We start from the raw sequence: 15,684 nt of genomic DNA on the forward strand, positions 1-15,684 counted from the left end.
TACTGGGTTGCCTGTTGCAGTGAGTAACCACAGGCCGCCGCAACTGTTGAACCGAGCCCTACAATGAGCACCGCTCTTCCGCTTGAATTGGCCTTTTGGGCATTGTGGCACTGCCGCCATGCACGGCCACCAGACGCTCCCTCCCTCTGACAGGCCCCTGGCCCTGTCCGCCATGAATCTGCGCCTGCACCGCAGCCGCGCTGCTTCCCGCGTATAGACCACGACAGTACAGCAACCAGATCGCCACGATGGCTGGATCGGGCCCGTGCTTATCCAAAGGTTATGCGCCGCGAGCGTCGATACGACGCGACAACAAGAGACACCCCATGAGTTTTGCCACACCGCAAGAAGCCCTGAATTTCCTTGAGCAGAACCCCGATATCGACGTTTTCGAGTTGTTTATTCTCGACAACAACGGTGTACCACGCGGCAAATTGCTGCACCGCGATGAGTTGTTGGCGGTGTATGAGACGGGGCGGCCGTTGCCAAGCACCATTCTCGGGCTGACGGTCAATGGCGACGATGTCGAGAATTCTGGCTTGGTCTGGGAAGTCGGTGATATTGACTGCCGCGCCTACCCGCTGGCCGGCAGCCTGACTCGTCTGCCCTGGCGGTTGATGCCGATCGCCGCGGTGCAGGTCAGCATGCACCCGGAACAAGGCATGCCGGCCGCAGTGGCTGACCCGCGGCGGCTGCTGGCCAAAGTGATCGATGGGCTCAAGGCCGATGGCTATTACCCGGTCATGGCGGCCGAGCTGGAGTTCTACCTGCTCGACCAGAAGCGCGACAGCAATGGCCGCCCGCAGCCGGCGCTGGATGCCGATGGTGGCCGCCCCTACAGCACGCAAGTCTATGGTCTGCGCGAGCTCGAGCAGATCGAGCCGTTCCTTGCCGACCTCTACGCCGCCTGCAAAGCGCAAGGCATACCGGCCCGCACCGCGATCTCCGAGTACGCCCCCGGGCAGGTGGAAATCACCCTGGAGCACCGCGCCGACGCCCTGCAGGCGATGGATGAAGCGGTGCGCTACAAGCGCCTGGTCAAAGGCGTGGCGCACAAGCACGGGATGACGGCCTGCTTCATGGCCAAACCCTTCGACCATATCGCCGGCACGGGCATGCACATGCACGTCAGCCTGGCGGACGAGCAGGGCAACAACCTGTTCGCCAGCGAGGCGCCGGAGGGCACGCCGCTGCTCAAACAGGCGATTGGCGGCATGCTCTCCACACTGCTCGATTCGCTGCTGTTCTTTTGCCCCAACGCCAACTCCTACCGCCGCTTCCAGGCCAACAGTTATGCACCGCTGGCGCCGACCTGGGGCGTGGACAACCGTACCGTGAGCCTGCGGGTGCCCGGTGGCCCGGCGAACAGCCGGCATATCGAGCACCGCATTTGTGGCGCCGATGCCAACCCTTACCTGGCCGCCGCCGCGATCCTCGCCGGCATCCACCGCGGCATCCGCGAACAGCTCGATCCGGGCGCGCCGATCGAAGGCAACGGTTACGCCCAGGCTAAGGAGGTTTTACCGACGGACTGGCTGACCACCCTGCGTGCCCTAGAGAGCTCCGCCTGGGCGCGCGATGCCCTGGGTGACGAGTTTCTGCGCGTCTACCTGGCGGTCAAACGGGCCGAGTACCGGCAGTTCATGGGCGAGGTCGGCGAGCAGGACTGGCGCTGGTACCTGCAGCAGGCGTGACAAAAACGGGTTATTCGTCGTGCGCCAGGCGGGCTGAGGCGTTTGCCCCCGCGCGCCAAACGATCAATCGGGAGCCTGAATCCGGCCGGTCTTTGCAGCAATGCACTGGCGCCTTTTCAGGCCCCGTAACAACAGAAATAGAATTGGGAATCCGAGTGCCATGACCACACAGCGCTGCAACTCTTACTACACCGCCACCCTCAATGAGGAAACCGACTACCCGCGCCTGGAAGGCGAACAGCGGGTCGATGTCGCGATCATCGGCGGCGGTTTTACCGGCGTATCGACCGCGTTGGAACTGGCCGAGCGTGGCCTGAAAGTGGCGATCATCGAAGCCAAGAAAATTGGCTGGGGGGCCACCGGCCGCAATGGCGGCCAGGTCACGGGCAGCCTGTCCGGCGACGAAGCGATGCGCAAGCAGATGCGCGCCAAACTCGGTGGCGAGGTTGACGACTTCATCTGGAACCTGCGCTGGCGCGGGCACGAAATCATCAAGAAACGCGTGGCCAAGTACGGCATCCAGTGCGACCTCAAGCACGGTCACTTGCACGCGGCCTACAAGCCCAGCCATCTGAAAGGCCTGCAAGCCAACCATGACGAAGCGGTACGGCGCGGCATGGGCGACGATGTGCGCATGATCAGCGCGAGCCAGATGCCGGACTTCCTGGAAACCGACATCTACCACGGCGCGCTGCACAACAAGCGCAACATGCACGTGCATTCGCTGAACCTCTGCCTCGGCGAAGCGCGTGCAGCAGCCAGCCTGGGCGCGGTGATTTTCGAGAACTCTCCGGTGGTCGACATCCTGCATGGCGATTTGCCGACAGTCGTCACCGAGCACGGGCGAGTGGTCGCCAACTCGGTGATTCTGGCCGGCAATGCCTACCATAAGCTCGAACGCGGCAAAATGAAGGGCATGATCTTCCCAGCCTCGGGCGGCATCGTGGTGACCAAGCCGCTGGGTGAAGACGTTGCAGCCAAGCTCAACCCGCTGGATGTGGCGGTGTATGACTGCCGTTTTGTCCTCGATTACTACCGCATGACAGCCGACAAGCGCCTGTTGTTCGGTGGCGGCGCCAATTACTCCGGGCGTGACTCCCGTGATATCGCCGCCGAACTGCGCCCAGCCATCGAGCACACCTTCCCACGGCTCAAGGGGGTCGAAATCGACTACCAGTGGAGCGGCATGATGGGCATCGTCATCAACCGCATTCCGCAGCTGGGCAAGCTTTCAAAGAACGTTTGGTACGCCCAGGGTTACTCCGGGCACGGGGTCGCGACCACGCATATCGTCGGCGAAATCATGGCCAATGCCGTCACCGGCTCGCTGGAGCAGTTCGATACCTTTGCCGGCGTCAGCCACATCCGCCTGCCTTTTGGCGAATGGGCCGGCAACCAGATGCTGGCGGTCGGCATGTGGTACTACCAAATGCTTGAGCGCTTGCGCTGAGGTCGTGCCTTTGCGGCGGGCTCAGGCACTCACCCAACGCTGCCGTGCCCAGCCGCTCAAGGCATCCACGCCCAGAACCAGGAGCAGCATGGCCAGGATCACCGTGCTGGCTTGAGCTTCCTGGAACAGGCTGAGGTTTATATAGAGCATCTGCCCGAGGCCGCCGGCTCCGACGAAGCCGAGCACGCTGGCCATGCGGATGTTGTTTTCCCAGCGATACAGGCTGTAGGCCAGCAGTTGCGGCCAGACGCCGGGCAGGGTGCCGTAACAGAAGGCAGCGACCTGACTGCCGCCGTTCAGGCGGATGGCGTGCGCGGGGCCGGGCGGGGCGTTTTCCAGCGCCTCGGCGAACAGCCGGCCGAGTACCCCCGAGGTGTGCAACGCCAAGGCCAGGGCGCCGGCATTCGGCCCCAGCCCGGCGGCCAGCACCATCAAGGCTGCCCAGACCAGTTCCGGTATGGCGCGCAAGGCATTGAGCAGCAGCCGCGCCGCGCTCTGGGCCAACCAGCCGAAGCGCCTGGCCGCCGGTAGCGCGAGGAGCAAACCGAGCAGCGCTGCCAGCAGTGTGCCGAGTGCCGACATGGCCAGGGTTTCCAGGGCGCCATGAGCGATGGCGCTCAAGTGCGCGGTGCCGAGATCCGGGGCCAGGAAGCGTTGGGCATAGCCGGCCATTTGCTGCAGGCTGTCGCCGCCCACCAAGGCGCCGAGATCGATGCCCAGGTAGAGGAACGAGACCAGCGTGGCAGCCCCGATCGCCAACAGCAGCAGCAGGTTGAGCGCACGGTTCATGTCAGCCTCACCCGCAGTAGCCGGCTGAGTTGGTCGGCGAGCAATACCAGGCCGAGAAAGGTCAGCAACAGGCTGGCGACTTCACCGCCGGCAAACATGCGCATGGATAAGTCGATCTGTTGACCGAGCCCGCCGGCCCCGACGAAGCCCATCACCACCGAGGCGCGAATCGCGCACTCCCAACGGTAGATGGTGTAGGAGAGCATTTCCGCGGCGGCGTTGGGCAGGATGCCGTAGATGAACGCGCCCAGGCGGCTGCTGCCGGCAATCATCAGTGCCCGGGCCGGCCGCTGATCGACCGACTCGAAAATCTCCGCGTAAACCTTGCCGAGCATGCCGCTGTAGGTGATGGCGATCGCCAATACCCCGGCGGTCGGGCCGAGGCCCACGGCCCGTACGAAGAGCAGGGCCCAGACGATTTCCGGCACGCTGCGCAGGAAGATCAACACTGCGCGTGGCGGCCAGCGCAGCAGCCGGGCCGGCCAACTGGGCTGGCCGCCACGCGGCACGGCTGAGAGCGACAGCGCGCGGCTGGCCAACAGCGCTGCCGGCAGCGCGAACAGCAAGGCCAGGCACATGCCGGCAGTGGCGATCGCCAGGGTCTGCAGGGTGGCGGGCCAGAGCAGTTGCAGGAACTCGGGATCATGGGCCGGAGGCCAGAAGGCCGCGACGAACTGGCCCATGTTGTCGGCGTTTTTGCGCTCGAACAGCACCAGTGGGTTCAGCTCGCTGAGTTGCATCCCGGGCCACAACAGCGCAATGGCCAACAGTGTCAGCAGCAGGCGTGGCAGGCCGGCGGGGTCGCGAGTGGCCGAACTCAGCATCGCGGAATATGCAGCGTGACGGCGGCCGGTGGCGGCGATGCCGGCAAGGGGTTGAGTTGCTCGTTGGCATACAGCGCATCGAGCTGGGCCGGGGTGACGTCCTTGGCGGCCAGGTCGAAGACGATCCGCCCGTCGCGTATGCCGATGATGCGCGGGAAGTGCGCCAGTGCCAGGTCAACGGCGTGCAGGCTGGCGAGCAGGGTGACGGTGTGCGCGGCGGCATGCTGACAGAGCACGCTAAGGGTATGCTCGGCCAGAACCGGGTCCATGGCCGAGACGGGTTCGTCGGCGAGTATCAACTGCGGCGCCTGATAGAGCACGCGGGCAACCCCGACCCGCTGCAACTGGCCACCGGAAAGCTCGGCGCAGCGTTGGAACAGCTTATCCGCCAGGTCCAGGCCCGCGAGCGTGGCCCGCGCCCCCTTGATGTCCAGCGGGTAGAGCAGGTTGAGCAGGCCTTTGAACAGCCCCCACTGGCCGAGTTTACCCGCCAGCACCGCTGTCACCACCCGTTGCCGCGGGGGCAGAGGAGGTGCCTGGTGGATCAGGCCGATGCCGGCGCGCAGTCTTTGCCGCGCCGCGCCGGACAGCATCCAGGGCGATTTGCCGAACAGCTCGAGCTGGCCGCTGGAAGGGCGCATGGCGGTGGCCAGCAGATGCAACAGGCTAGTTTTGCCGGCCCCGGATGGCCCGATAACGGCAACCCGTTCACCACGTTCGACGTTCAGGTCTATCCCATTCAGGGCGACCTGGCCATTGGCGTGACGCAGGGTTGCCGCATGCAGGCGAATCATCACTTCAACAGGCCGGCCGCGCGGGCTGCGTCCTCGATGCCTTGGTAGTTTTCCGGCTGGGTGGCGATGAAGCGGCTAGCGGCCTGCAGGTCGAGGATCGCTTTTTGCTCTGGATCGGCCGGGTCGAGGGCGAGGAAGGCGGCTTTGATTTTCTCGGCCAGCGCCGGGTCGAGGCTACCGCGTACCGTCCAGTTGTAGTCGTAGTAAGTCGGGGTGGTGGCGAAGACTTTGACTTTTTGCGTGTCGACCTTGCCGCTGGCGACCAGCTTGTCCCAGACCGAGGCGTTGAGCACGCCGCCATCGACCTTGCCGGCTTGCACCCAGGCAACGGTGGCGTCATGGGCACCGGAATAGGCCACGCGGCTGAAAAACTCTTCCGGCTTGATCCCGTCTTTAAGCATGAAATAGCGCGGCATCAGGCTGCCGGAGGTGGAGGAGACGGAGCCGAAGGCGAAGGTTTTGCCCTTCAGGTCTTGCAGGCTCTTGATCTGTGGATCGGCACTGATGAACTTGCTGGTGAACTTCTCATCCTGCTCGCGCTGTACCAGTGGAATGGCGTTGCCGGTCTTGAGGCGCGCCTGGACGAAGGTGAAGCCGCCCAACCAGGCCATGTCGATGCGATCGGCGGCCAGCGCTTCGACCACGGCGGCATAGTCGGATACTGGAACGAACTCGACTTTCATGCCGAGCTGCTGTTCCAGGTAGGCACCCAGGGGTTTGAATTTGCGCAGCAGTTCGGTCGGCGCTTCGTCGGGTATGGCCGAGACTTTCAGGGTTTCAGCGGCAAAACTGCTTACGGCGGACAGGGTCAGGGCAATGCCGGCGGCGAGCGCCAAGGTACGTTTGAGCATGGGGGGTTCTCCGGTTAAATAGCGGAAAAAGCCGGCGGATTATAGGGGGCAGTGGGGCGGTGCGGGCAATCTTCCGTACGCAGAGGCGTGGCCCGCGTACTTTGCTAGAATCCGCCGCTATTGCCTGTAGTGAGAGAAACCTCGATGCGCGAACCGATCCGCTTGACCCAGTACAGCCACGGCGCCGGTTGTGGCTGCAAGATTTCGCCCAAGGTACTGGACGTGATCCTGGCCGGCAGCGGTGCGCAGAACCTCGACCCAAAGCTCTGGGTCGGCAACGCGTCGCGTGACGATGCGGCGGTTTATGCCCTGGATGACGAGCGTGGGGTGGTCTCCACCACCGATTTTTTCATGCCGATCGTCGACGACCCCTTCGACTTCGGCCGTATCGCGGCCACCAACGCGATCAGCGATATCTACGCCATGGGCGGCGAGCCGTTGATGGCGATTGCCATCCTCGGCTGGCCGGTCAATGTTCTGGCCCCCGAAGTGGCGCGCGAGGTGATCGCCGGTGGCCGCGCCGCCTGTGAGGCCGCGGGTATTCCACTGGCCGGCGGGCATTCGATCGACGCGCCGGAGCCGATCTTCGGCCTGGCGGTTACCGGAGTGGTGGAAAAGCGCCACATGAAACGCAACGACACCGCGACGGTGGGCTGCAAGCTCTACCTGAGCAAACCGCTGGGTATCGGCATCCTTACCACGGCCGAGAAACAGGCCAAGCTGCGGGCCGAGGATGTTGGGCTGGCGCGGGATTGGATGTGCACCCTGAACAAACCCGGCAGCCGTTTCGGCAAGCTCGCCGGCGTGCAGGCCATGACCGACGTCACCGGTTTCGGTCTGCTCGGCCACCTGATCGAAATGGCCGACGGCAGCGGTTTGACCGCTCGGCTGGAGTTCGCCGCGGTGCCGCTCTTGCCGGGTGTCGAACACTATCTGGCCGCAGGCTGCGTACCGGGCGGCACGCACCGTAACTTCGAAAGCTATGGCGAAAAGGTCGCACCGCTGCCCGAAGCGCAGAGGCTGCTGCTCTGCGATCCGCAAACCAGTGGCGGGTTGCTGGTCGCGGTCACGCCAGCAGGCGAGGCCGAGTTCCTCGCGGCAGCCGCTGAGCTGGGCCTGAGGCTTGCGCCGATCGGTCAGATGTTCGAGCGACAGCGCCACGCGGTCGAGGTGTGCTGATGCGCGAGAACACCGCCAATTACCGCGAACTCTTCCTCAACGATACGCCGATGATGGACGCCCGTGCCCCGGTGGAGTTCCACAAGGGCGCCTTCCCGGGGGTGCTCAACCTGCCGCTGATGAACGACATCGAGCGGCAAAAGGTCGGCACCTGCTACAAACAGCATGGCCAGCAGGCTGCCATCGAGCTGGGGCACCAGTTGGTCGCCGGCCAGGCCAAGGCTGAGCGGGTCGAGGCTTGGGCGGCGTTCGCCCGTGCCAACCCCGAGGGCTATCTGTACTGCTTTCGTGGCGGCCTGCGCTCGCAAATCGTCCAGCAATGGTTGAAGAGCGAGGCGGGCATCGACTACCCGAGGGTGATCGGCGGTTACAAGGCCATGCGTACCTTCCTGCTGGAGACCACCCAGCAGGCCGTGGCACAGTGCGACTTCGTCCTGGTCGGCGGCCTCACCGGCACCGGCAAGACCGAGGTGCTGAGCCAACTGAGCAATGCGCTGGATCTGGAAGGCCATGCCAACCACCGGGGTTCCAGTTTTGGTAAGCGAGTCACCGGACAACCCGCGCAGATCGACTTCGAGAACTGCCTGGCGGTGGATATCCTGAAAAAGCGCGCGACCGGAATCGAGCAGTTCGTGCTGGAGGACGAAGGCCGTACGGTGGGCAGTTGCTCGCAACCGCTGGAGTTGTACCAGGGCATGCAGCATTACCCGATGGTGTGGCTGGAGGACAGCTTCGACGGTCGCGTCGAGCGCATCCTGCGCGATTATGTCAGCGACCTGTGCGCCGAATTCATCGCCGCGCATGGTGAGGAGCCTGGCTTCGCACGCTTTGCCGAGCGACTGCTGCAGAGCCTGGCGAATATCCTCAAGCGCCTGGGCGGCGAACGCCACCAGCGGCTGACGGCACTCATGCAGGAAGCCCTGCAGGAGCAGCAACGCAGTGGCGTGGTCGAGCTGCATCGCGCCTGGATCGAGGTCTTGCTCAAGGAATACTACGATCCGATGTACGCCTTCCAGCGTGAAAGCAAGGGCGGCCGAATCGAGTTCTCCGGCGAGCAGGCCGCGGTAGTGGCCTACCTGCAAGCGCGGGCAGGGCGGCGGTAAAGGCGCTTCTGCCCGTCAGGTGGTCCGCGTTGAGACCCAGGGGCGCGCATTCAACTACGGTATCGCGGATGGTGTTGGCTGGCCTGTTTTGACCGTGACGTGGACTATCAGATGATCACCCAGCGTTTCGGCAATGAAATCCGTCGGCTACGGCTCAATCGCGGCTTGAAGCAGACCGAGTTGGCCAGCCTGGCGGGTATTACCCGACAAAAACTGATCGAAATCGAACAGAGCTGTGGTTCGGTCTCGCTGGGTTTCTATGCACGAGTGATTGCCGCGCTGGATAGCGAGCTGAAGCTGACTCCGGCGCAACTGCCGACACTTGATGACATCGCGGATGTTTTCAAATGAGTCAGATCGCTCGCTTGAAGATCTCTACCCCGCAAGGCACCAAGTGGTGCTCTGGTCGTCGATAAGAACGGGGACTACCTCGATGCCGTGGTTCATGGCGGGCCATACCCAGCAACCTCCGATGCGCGTGGCACCTCAGTCGGTACCTTGGCGATACCCATGGCCACTCTATATAGAAGAGTAGGGAGGAGCCGTCTGCCCATGGCTCTTCCCGAAGGCTTCGATAAAAATGACCAAAAGGTTTCAATAAGCGCTTGACGGTTAATTTGCTGGGCCTATAATGCGCACCTCTTACGGCGCAATCCTCTCGGAAAACTTCTTAGATAACAAGAAGTTAGCTTTAAAAGAGGGGTTGCAAAGCGGTGAAAACCGCGTAGAATGCGCCGGGCTGACAAGGTGGTGGTTGAGCCTTGTTGGTGGGTCTCCTGGAGGGATCGAAAGCGGTTGAACGAGGTGGTTGACAGCGGTTTGAAACGCTGTAGAATTCGCCTCCCGCTGACGAGAAGCTCCGGTTGATCGTAAGCGCAAGTGGTTGAAGTTGATCAAGAAATTTTGAAACTTCGTTGAAATAACCGCTTGACAGATTGAGAGGCTGCTGTAGAATGCGCGCCTCGGTTGAGACGAAAGACTTAACCAACTGTTCTTTAACAACTGAATCAAGCAATTCGTGTGGGTGCTTGTGAGGTAAGACTGATAGTCAACTGATTATCAGCGTCACAAGTAACTCTTCGTGAATTCAAAGAGTTTAGCTTTTTAAATAAAGCAATTTGCGATTGCTGAGCCAAGTTTAGGGTTTTCTCAAAACCCAAAGATGTTTGAACTGAAGAGTTTGATCATGGCTCAGATTGAACGCTGGCGGCAGGCCTAACACATGCAAGTCGAGCGGCAGCACGGGTACTTGTACCTGGTGGCGAGCGGCGGACGGGTGAGTAATGCCTAGGAATCTGCCTAGTAGTGGGGGATAACGTTCGGAAACGGACGCTAATACCGCATACGTCCTACGGGAGAAAGTGGGGGATCTTCGGACCTCACGCTATTAGATGAGCCTAGGTCGGATTAGCTAGTTGGTAGGGTAAAGGCCTACCAAGGCGACGATCCGTAACTGGTCTGAGAGGATGATCAGTCACACTGGAACTGAGACACGGTCCAGACTCCTACGGGAGGCAGCAGTGGGGAATATTGGACAATGGGCGAAAGCCTGATCCAGCCATGCCGCGTGTGTGAAGAAGGTCTTCGGATTGTAAAGCACTTTAAGTTGGGAGGAAGGGCAGTAAGCTAATATCTTGCTGTTTTGACGTTACCGACAGAATAAGCACCGGCTAACTCTGTGCCAGCAGCCGCGGTAATACAGAGGGTGCAAGCGTTAATCGGAATTACTGGGCGTAAAGCGCGCGTAGGTGGTTGGTTAAGTTGAATGTGAAATCCCCGGGCTCAACCTGGGAACTGCATCCAAAACTGGCCAGCTAGAGTATGGTAGAGGGTGGTGGAATTTCCTGTGTAGCGGTGAAATGCGTAGATATAGGAAGGAACACCAGTGGCGAAGGCGACCACCTGGACTGATACTGACACTGAGGTGCGAAAGCGTGGGGAGCAAACAGGATTAGATACCCTGGTAGTCCACGCCGTAAACGATGTCGACTAGCCGTTGGGAGCCTTGAGCTCTTAGTGGCGCAGCTAACGCATTAAGTCGACCGCCTGGGGAGTACGGCCGCAAGGTTAAAACTCAAATGAATTGACGGGGGCCCGCACAAGCGGTGGAGCATGTGGTTTAATTCGAAGCAACGCGAAGAACCTTACCTGGCCTTGACATGTCGAGAATTCTGCAGAGATGCGGAAGTGCCTTCGGGAACTCGAACACAGGTGCTGCATGGCTGTCGTCAGCTCGTGTCGTGAGATGTTGGGTTAAGTCCCGTAACGAGCGCAACCCTTGTCCTTAGTTACCAGCACGTTATGGTGGGCACTCTAAGGAGACTGCCGGTGACAAACCGGAGGAAGGTGGGGATGACGTCAAGTCATCATGGCCCTTACGGCCAGGGCTACACACGTGCTACAATGGTCGGTACAAAGGGTTGCCAAGCCGCGAGGTGGAGCTAATCCCATAAAACCGATCGTAGTCCGGATCGCAGTCTGCAACTCGACTGCGTGAAGTCGGAATCGCTAGTAATCGTGAATCAGAATGTCACGGTGAATACGTTCCCGGGCCTTGTACACACCGCCCGTCACACCATGGGAGTGGGTTGCACCAGAAGTAGCTAGTCTAACCGCAAGGGGGACGGTTACCACGGTGTGATTCATGACTGGGGTGAAGTCGTAACAAGGTAGCCGTAGGGGAACCTGCGGCTGGATCACCTCCTTAATCGACGACATCAGCTTCCTTATAAGCTCCCACACGAATTGCTTGATTCATTGCGAAAGACGATTGGGTCGTCCCTGCTGGAAGGGGAGGATCAGGTAAGAGTTGTCAGCCTAGTAGCCCGAACAATTGGGTCTGTAGCTCAGTTGGTTAGAGCGCACCCCTGATAAGGGTGAGGTCGGCAGTTCGAATCTGCCCAGACCCACCAATTGTTGTGGAAAAGCCTCAGTAGGGGCCATAGCTCAGCTGGGAGAGCGCCTGCCTTGCACGCAGGAGGTCAACGGTTCGATCCCGTTTGGCTCCACCACGACGACTTGCTTGAGAGAGTTCAGAATTGAGTATTCGCCGCGAGGTTGGAATATTGAATTCTGGTCTTTGACTAGAAAGTATTAATCGTTCTTTAAAAATTTGGGTATGTGATAGAAAGAATAGACTGGTCACCCTTTTCACTGGGGTGTGATCAGGCTAAGGTAAAATTTGCGAGTTTATTGCGAATTTTCGGCGAATGTCGTCTTCATAGTATAACCAGATTGCTTGGGGTTATATGGTCAAGTGAAGAAGCGCATACGGTGGATGCCTTGGCAGTCAGAGGCGATGAAAGACGTGGTAGCCTGCGATAAGTTTCGGGGAGTCGGCAAACAGACATTGATCCGGAAATTTCTGAATGGGGGAACCCACCTAACATAAGTTAGGTATCTTGCGCTGAATACATAGGCGTAAGAAGCGAACCCGGGGAACTGAAACATCTAAGTACCCGGAGGAAAAGAAATCAACCGAGATTCCCTTAGTAGTGGCGAGCGAACGGGGACTAGCCCTTAAGTGGCTTTGAGATTAGCGGAACGCTCTGGAAAGTGCGGCCATAGTGGGTGATAGCCCTGTACGCGAAAATCTCTTAGTCATGAAATCGAGTAGGACGGAGCACGAGAAACTTTGTCTGAATATGGGGGGACCATCCTCCAAGGCTAAATACTACTGACTGACCGATAGTGAACTAGTACCGTGAGGGAAAGGCGAAAAGAACCCCGGAGAGGGGAGTGAAATAGATCCTGAAACCGTATGCGTACAAGCAGTGGGAGCCCACTTTGTTGGGTGACTGCGTACCTTTTGTATAATGGGTCAGCGACTTATTTTCAGTGGCGAGCTTAACCGAATAGGGGAGGCGTAGCGAAAGCGAGTCTTAATAGGGCGTTTAGTCGCTGGGAATAGACCCGAAACCGGGCGATCTATCCATGGGCAGGTTGAAGGTTGGGTAACACTAACTGGAGGACCGAACCGACTACCGTTGAAAAGTTAGCGGATGACCTGTGGATCGGAGTGAAAGGCTAATCAAGCTCGGAGATAGCTGGTTCTCCTCGAAAGCTATTTAGGTAGCGCCTCGTGTATCACTGTTGGGGGTAGAGCACTGTTTCGGCTAGGGGGTCATCCCGACTTACCAAACCGATGCAAACTCCGAATACCAACAAGTGCGAGCACGGGAGACACACGGCGGGTGCTAACGTCCGTCGTGAAAAGGGAAACAACCCAGACCGTCAGCTAAGGTCCCAAAGTTCTAGTTAAGTGGGAAACGATGTGGGAAGGCTTAGACAGCTAGGAGGTTGGCTTAGAAGCAGCCACCCTTTAAAGAAAGCGTAATAGCTCACTAGTCGAGTCGGCCTGCGCGGAAGATTTAACGGGGCTCAAACTAGACACCGAAGCTACGGGTATCACTTAGGTGATGCGGTAGAGGAGCGTTCTGTAAGCCTGTGAAGGTGAGTTGAGAAGCTTGCTGGAGGTATCAGAAGTGCGAATGCTGACATGAGTAACGACAATGGGTGTGAAAAACACCCACGCCGAAAGACCAAGGTTTCCTGCGCAACGTTAATCGACGCAGGGTTAGTCGGTCCCTAAGGCGAGGCTGAAAAGCGTAGTCGATGGAAAACAGGTTAATATTCCTGTACTTCTAGTTATTGCGATGGGGGGACGGAGAAGGCTAGGCCAGCTTGGCGTTGGTTGTCCAAGTTTAAGGTTGTAGGCTGACTGCTTAGGTAAATCCGGGCGGTTAAGGCTGAGAACTGATGACGAGTGCTCATTAGAGCGCGAAGTGGTTGATGCCATGCTTCCAAGAAAAGCCTCTAAGCTTCAGATAACTAGGAACCGTACCCCAAACCGACACAGGTGGTTGGGTAGAGAATACCAAGGCGCTTGAGAGAACTCGGGTGAAGGAACTAGGCAAAATGGCACCGTAACTTCGGGAGAAGGTGCGCCGGTGAGGGTGAAGGACTTGCTCCGTAAGCTCATGCCGGTCGAAGATACCAGGCCGCTGCGACTGTTTATTAAAAACACAGCACTCTGCAAACACGAAAGTGGACGTATAGGGTGTGACGCCTGCCCGGTGCCGGAAGGTTAATTGATGGGGTTAGCTAACGCGAAGCTCTTGATCGAAGCCCCGGTAAACGGCGGCCGTAACTATAACGGTCCTAAGGTAGCGAAATTCCTTGTCGGGTAAGTTCCGACCTGCACGAATGGCGTAACGATGGCGGCGCTGTCTCCACCCGAGACTCAGTGAAATTGAAATCGCTGTGAAGATGCAGTGTATCCGCGGCTAGACGGAAAGACCCCGTGAACCTTTACTATAGCTTTGCACTGGACTTTGAATTTGCTTGTGTAGGATAGGTGGGAGGCTTTGAAGCGTGGACGCCAGTCTGCGTGGAGCCAACCTTGAAATACCACCCTGGCAACTTTGAGGTTCTAACTCAGGTCCGTTATCCGGATCGAGGACAGTGTATGGTGGGTAGTTTGACTGGGGCGGTCTCCTCCTAAAGAGTAACGGAGGAGTACGAAGGTGCGCTCAGACCGGTCGGAAATCGGTCGTAGAGTATAAAGGCAAAAGCGCGCTTGACTGCGAGACAGACACGTCGAGCAGGTACGAAAGTAGGTCTTAGTGATCCGGTGGTTCTGTATGGAAGGGCCATCGCTCAACGGATAAAAGGTACTCCGGGGATAACAGGCTGATACCGCCCAAGAGTTCATATCGACGGCGGTGTTTGGCACCTCGATGTCGGCTCATCACATCCTGGGGCTGAAGCCGGTCCCAAGGGTATGGCTGTTCGCCATTTAAAGTGGTACGCGAGCTGGGTTTAGAACGTCGTGAGACAGTTCGGTCCCTATCTGCCGTGGACGTTTGAGATTTGAGAGGGGCTGCTCCTAGTACGAGAGGACCGGAGTGGACGAACCTCTGGTGTTCCGGTTGTCACGCCAGTGGCATCGCCGGGTAGCTATGTTCGGAATAGATAACCGCTGAAAGCATCTAAGCGGGAAACTAGCCTCAAGATGAGATCTCACTGGAACCTTGAGTTCCCTAAAGGGCCGTCGAAGACTACGACGTTGATAGGTGGGGTGTGTAAGCGCTGTGAGGCGTTGAGCTAACCCATACTAATTGCCCGTGAGGCTTGACCATATAACACCCAAGCAATTTGCTTAGGCAAATTGATGAGTGTGAAGACGATACCGAAAGTTCGTCGAACTCGCGAAATACGATCTATCACAGACCCAATTTGGAGTAGCGCGAAAGCGACACTCCACCCGAATTGCTTGACGACCATAGAGCGTTGGAACCACCTGATCCCATCCCGAACTCAGTAGTGAAACGACGCATCGCCGATGGTAGTGTGGGGTCTCCCCATGTGAGAGTAGGTCATCGTCAAGCTTAAATTCCAAACCCCCCATCCGCGCAAGCGGGTGGGGGGTTTGTCTTTGCGCCGGAAAAAAGTCGTGTACGGAAGGGCGGTGTTTAAGTCGCAAGTCCGCCCCAAATAGCAGGCAATAAAAAGCCACCGTTCGGTGGCTTTTGCGTCTCAATGGTAGATCAGTCGCCGCGGTATTCGCAGCCGCTGGTACAGGTCTCGTGGATGCGCACGCGTGAGAGTTCTGGCAGCAGGGGTTTGAGCTGTTGCCAGATCCACTTGGAGAGCACTTCGCTGGTGGGGTTTTCCAGGCCGGGGATCTCGTTCAGGTAGTTATGGTCAAGTTGCTCGTAGAGCGGCTTGAAGATGGCTTTGATTTCGGAGAAGTCGCGAATCCAGCCGGTATAGGGATCGACTTCACCTTCGATGTAGATGGCTACACGAAACGAATGGCCGTGAAGGCGGCCACATTTATGGCCTTCCGGCACATGGGGGAGGCGATGAGCCGCTTCAAATATGAATTCTTTAAACAGTTCCACGGTGTTGCGCTCTGAAAAGATACGACCGCGGATGCGATCAAAATAGGTTGCCAGTTTAACAGTTCTACCAGGGCTTTACCTGCTGCAAAGCTGCC

10 protein-coding genes, 2 tRNA genes, 3 rRNA genes and 1 pseudogene are annotated in these 15,684 nt (G+C 58.9%); 11 read left to right on the top strand and 5 right to left on the bottom strand.

Translation table 11 applies throughout. The features are described 5' to 3' along the window. Nucleotides 1-326 precede the first annotated feature (326 nt). Both AC3IYG_RS09740 and AC3IYG_RS09745 read left to right on the top strand, forming a co-directional pair. Nucleotides 327-1,694: a glutamine synthetase family protein gene (locus tag AC3IYG_RS09740; RefSeq protein WP_489313561.1), complete on the top strand. Its 1,368-nt coding sequence runs from the start codon at nucleotides 327-329 to the stop codon at nucleotides 1,692-1,694. A 160-nt stretch (nucleotides 1,695-1,854) separates the two neighbouring features. Next, nucleotides 1,855-3,144 carry an NAD(P)/FAD-dependent oxidoreductase gene (locus AC3IYG_RS09745; RefSeq protein WP_489313562.1) on the top strand — a complete coding sequence of 430 codons (1,290 nt, stop codon included), beginning with the start codon at nucleotides 1,855-1,857 and terminating at the stop codon, nucleotides 3,142-3,144. A 21-nt stretch (nucleotides 3,145-3,165) separates the two neighbouring features. Here the strand turns inward: AC3IYG_RS09745 and phnE are convergent, their stop codons facing one another. Genes phnE through AC3IYG_RS09765 form a run of 4 tightly spaced genes read right to left on the bottom strand, consistent with a single transcriptional unit; the run spans nucleotide 3,166 to nucleotide 6,402 of the window. Beyond that, nucleotides 3,166-3,933 carry a phosphonate ABC transporter, permease protein PhnE gene (phnE, locus tag AC3IYG_RS09750; RefSeq protein ID WP_489313563.1) on the bottom strand — a complete coding sequence of 256 codons (768 nt, stop codon included), beginning with the start codon at nucleotides 3,931-3,933 and terminating at the stop codon, nucleotides 3,166-3,168. Next, nucleotides 3,930-4,757: a PhnE/PtxC family ABC transporter permease gene (locus tag AC3IYG_RS09755; protein ID WP_489313564.1), complete on the bottom strand. Its 828-nt coding sequence runs from the start codon at nucleotides 4,755-4,757 to the stop codon at nucleotides 3,930-3,932. Before AC3IYG_RS09755 ends, phnE begins: the two co-directional genes overlap by 4 nt. Beyond that, nucleotides 4,751-5,554, bottom strand: coding sequence for a phosphonate ABC transporter ATP-binding protein (locus AC3IYG_RS09760; protein WP_489313565.1), 804 nt, complete (start codon nucleotides 5,552-5,554; stop codon nucleotides 4,751-4,753). Before AC3IYG_RS09760 ends, AC3IYG_RS09755 begins: the two co-directional genes overlap by 7 nt. Then, nucleotides 5,551-6,402 (bottom strand): putative selenate ABC transporter substrate-binding protein, encoded by an 852-nt coding sequence (locus AC3IYG_RS09765; RefSeq protein WP_489313566.1) that lies wholly within the window; start codon nucleotides 6,400-6,402, stop codon nucleotides 5,551-5,553. Before AC3IYG_RS09765 ends, AC3IYG_RS09760 begins: the two co-directional genes overlap by 4 nt. Before the next feature lie 144 nt (nucleotides 6,403-6,546). Between AC3IYG_RS09765 and selD the strand changes: the two genes are divergently transcribed. The 9 genes and pseudogenes from selD to rrf all read left to right on the top strand — a co-directional run bounded on the left by selD (nucleotide 6,547) and on the right by rrf (nucleotide 15,073). Continuing rightward, the gene (selD, locus tag AC3IYG_RS09770; protein WP_489313567.1) at nucleotides 6,547-7,581 is read left to right on the top strand and encodes a selenide, water dikinase SelD; all 1,035 of its coding nucleotides are present in this window, start codon (nucleotides 6,547-6,549) and stop codon (nucleotides 7,579-7,581) included. Then, the gene (gene mnmH, locus AC3IYG_RS09775; RefSeq protein WP_489313568.1) at nucleotides 7,581-8,684 is read left to right on the top strand and encodes a tRNA 2-selenouridine(34) synthase MnmH; all 1,104 of its coding nucleotides are present in this window, start codon (nucleotides 7,581-7,583) and stop codon (nucleotides 8,682-8,684) included. The genes selD and mnmH overlap by 1 nt, the downstream gene beginning before the upstream one ends. A gap of 111 nt (nucleotides 8,685-8,795) precedes the next feature. Next, nucleotides 8,796-9,035 carry a helix-turn-helix transcriptional regulator gene (locus AC3IYG_RS09780; RefSeq protein WP_489313569.1) on the top strand — a complete coding sequence of 80 codons (240 nt, stop codon included), beginning with the start codon at nucleotides 8,796-8,798 and terminating at the stop codon, nucleotides 9,033-9,035. Between the two features lie 81 nt (nucleotides 9,036-9,116). Further along, nucleotides 9,117-9,293, top strand: a pseudogene (locus tag AC3IYG_RS09785) (hypothetical protein); the annotation flags it as partial. Nucleotides 9,294-9,852: 559 nt separating this feature from the next. Further along, a 16S ribosomal RNA gene (locus AC3IYG_RS09790) occupies nucleotides 9,853-11,391 on the top strand. Nucleotides 11,392-11,519: 128 nt separating this feature from the next. After that, a tRNA-Ile gene (locus AC3IYG_RS09795) sits at nucleotides 11,520-11,596 on the top strand. 23 nt (nucleotides 11,597-11,619) lie between these two features. Continuing rightward, a tRNA-Ala gene (locus tag AC3IYG_RS09800) sits at nucleotides 11,620-11,695 on the top strand. 239 nt (nucleotides 11,696-11,934) lie between these two features. Further along, nucleotides 11,935-14,824 (top strand): 23S ribosomal RNA (locus AC3IYG_RS09805). Nucleotides 14,825-14,957: 133 nt separating this feature from the next. Then, nucleotides 14,958-15,073 (top strand): 5S ribosomal RNA (gene rrf / locus AC3IYG_RS09810). The 16S, 23S and 5S rRNA genes sit together here with 2 tRNA genes alongside, the layout of an rRNA operon. Nucleotides 15,074-15,232: 159 nt before the next feature. On the opposite strand, the gene queD is transcribed toward rrf, so the two are convergent. Continuing rightward, the gene (gene queD / locus AC3IYG_RS09815) at nucleotides 15,233-15,589 is read right to left on the bottom strand and encodes a 6-carboxytetrahydropterin synthase QueD (protein ID WP_489313570.1); all 357 of its coding nucleotides are present in this window, start codon (nucleotides 15,587-15,589) and stop codon (nucleotides 15,233-15,235) included. Nucleotides 15,590-15,684: the final 95 nt, after the last annotated feature.

The sequence above is a fragment of the Pseudomonas sp. KH_027 genome (assembly GCF_057838565.1).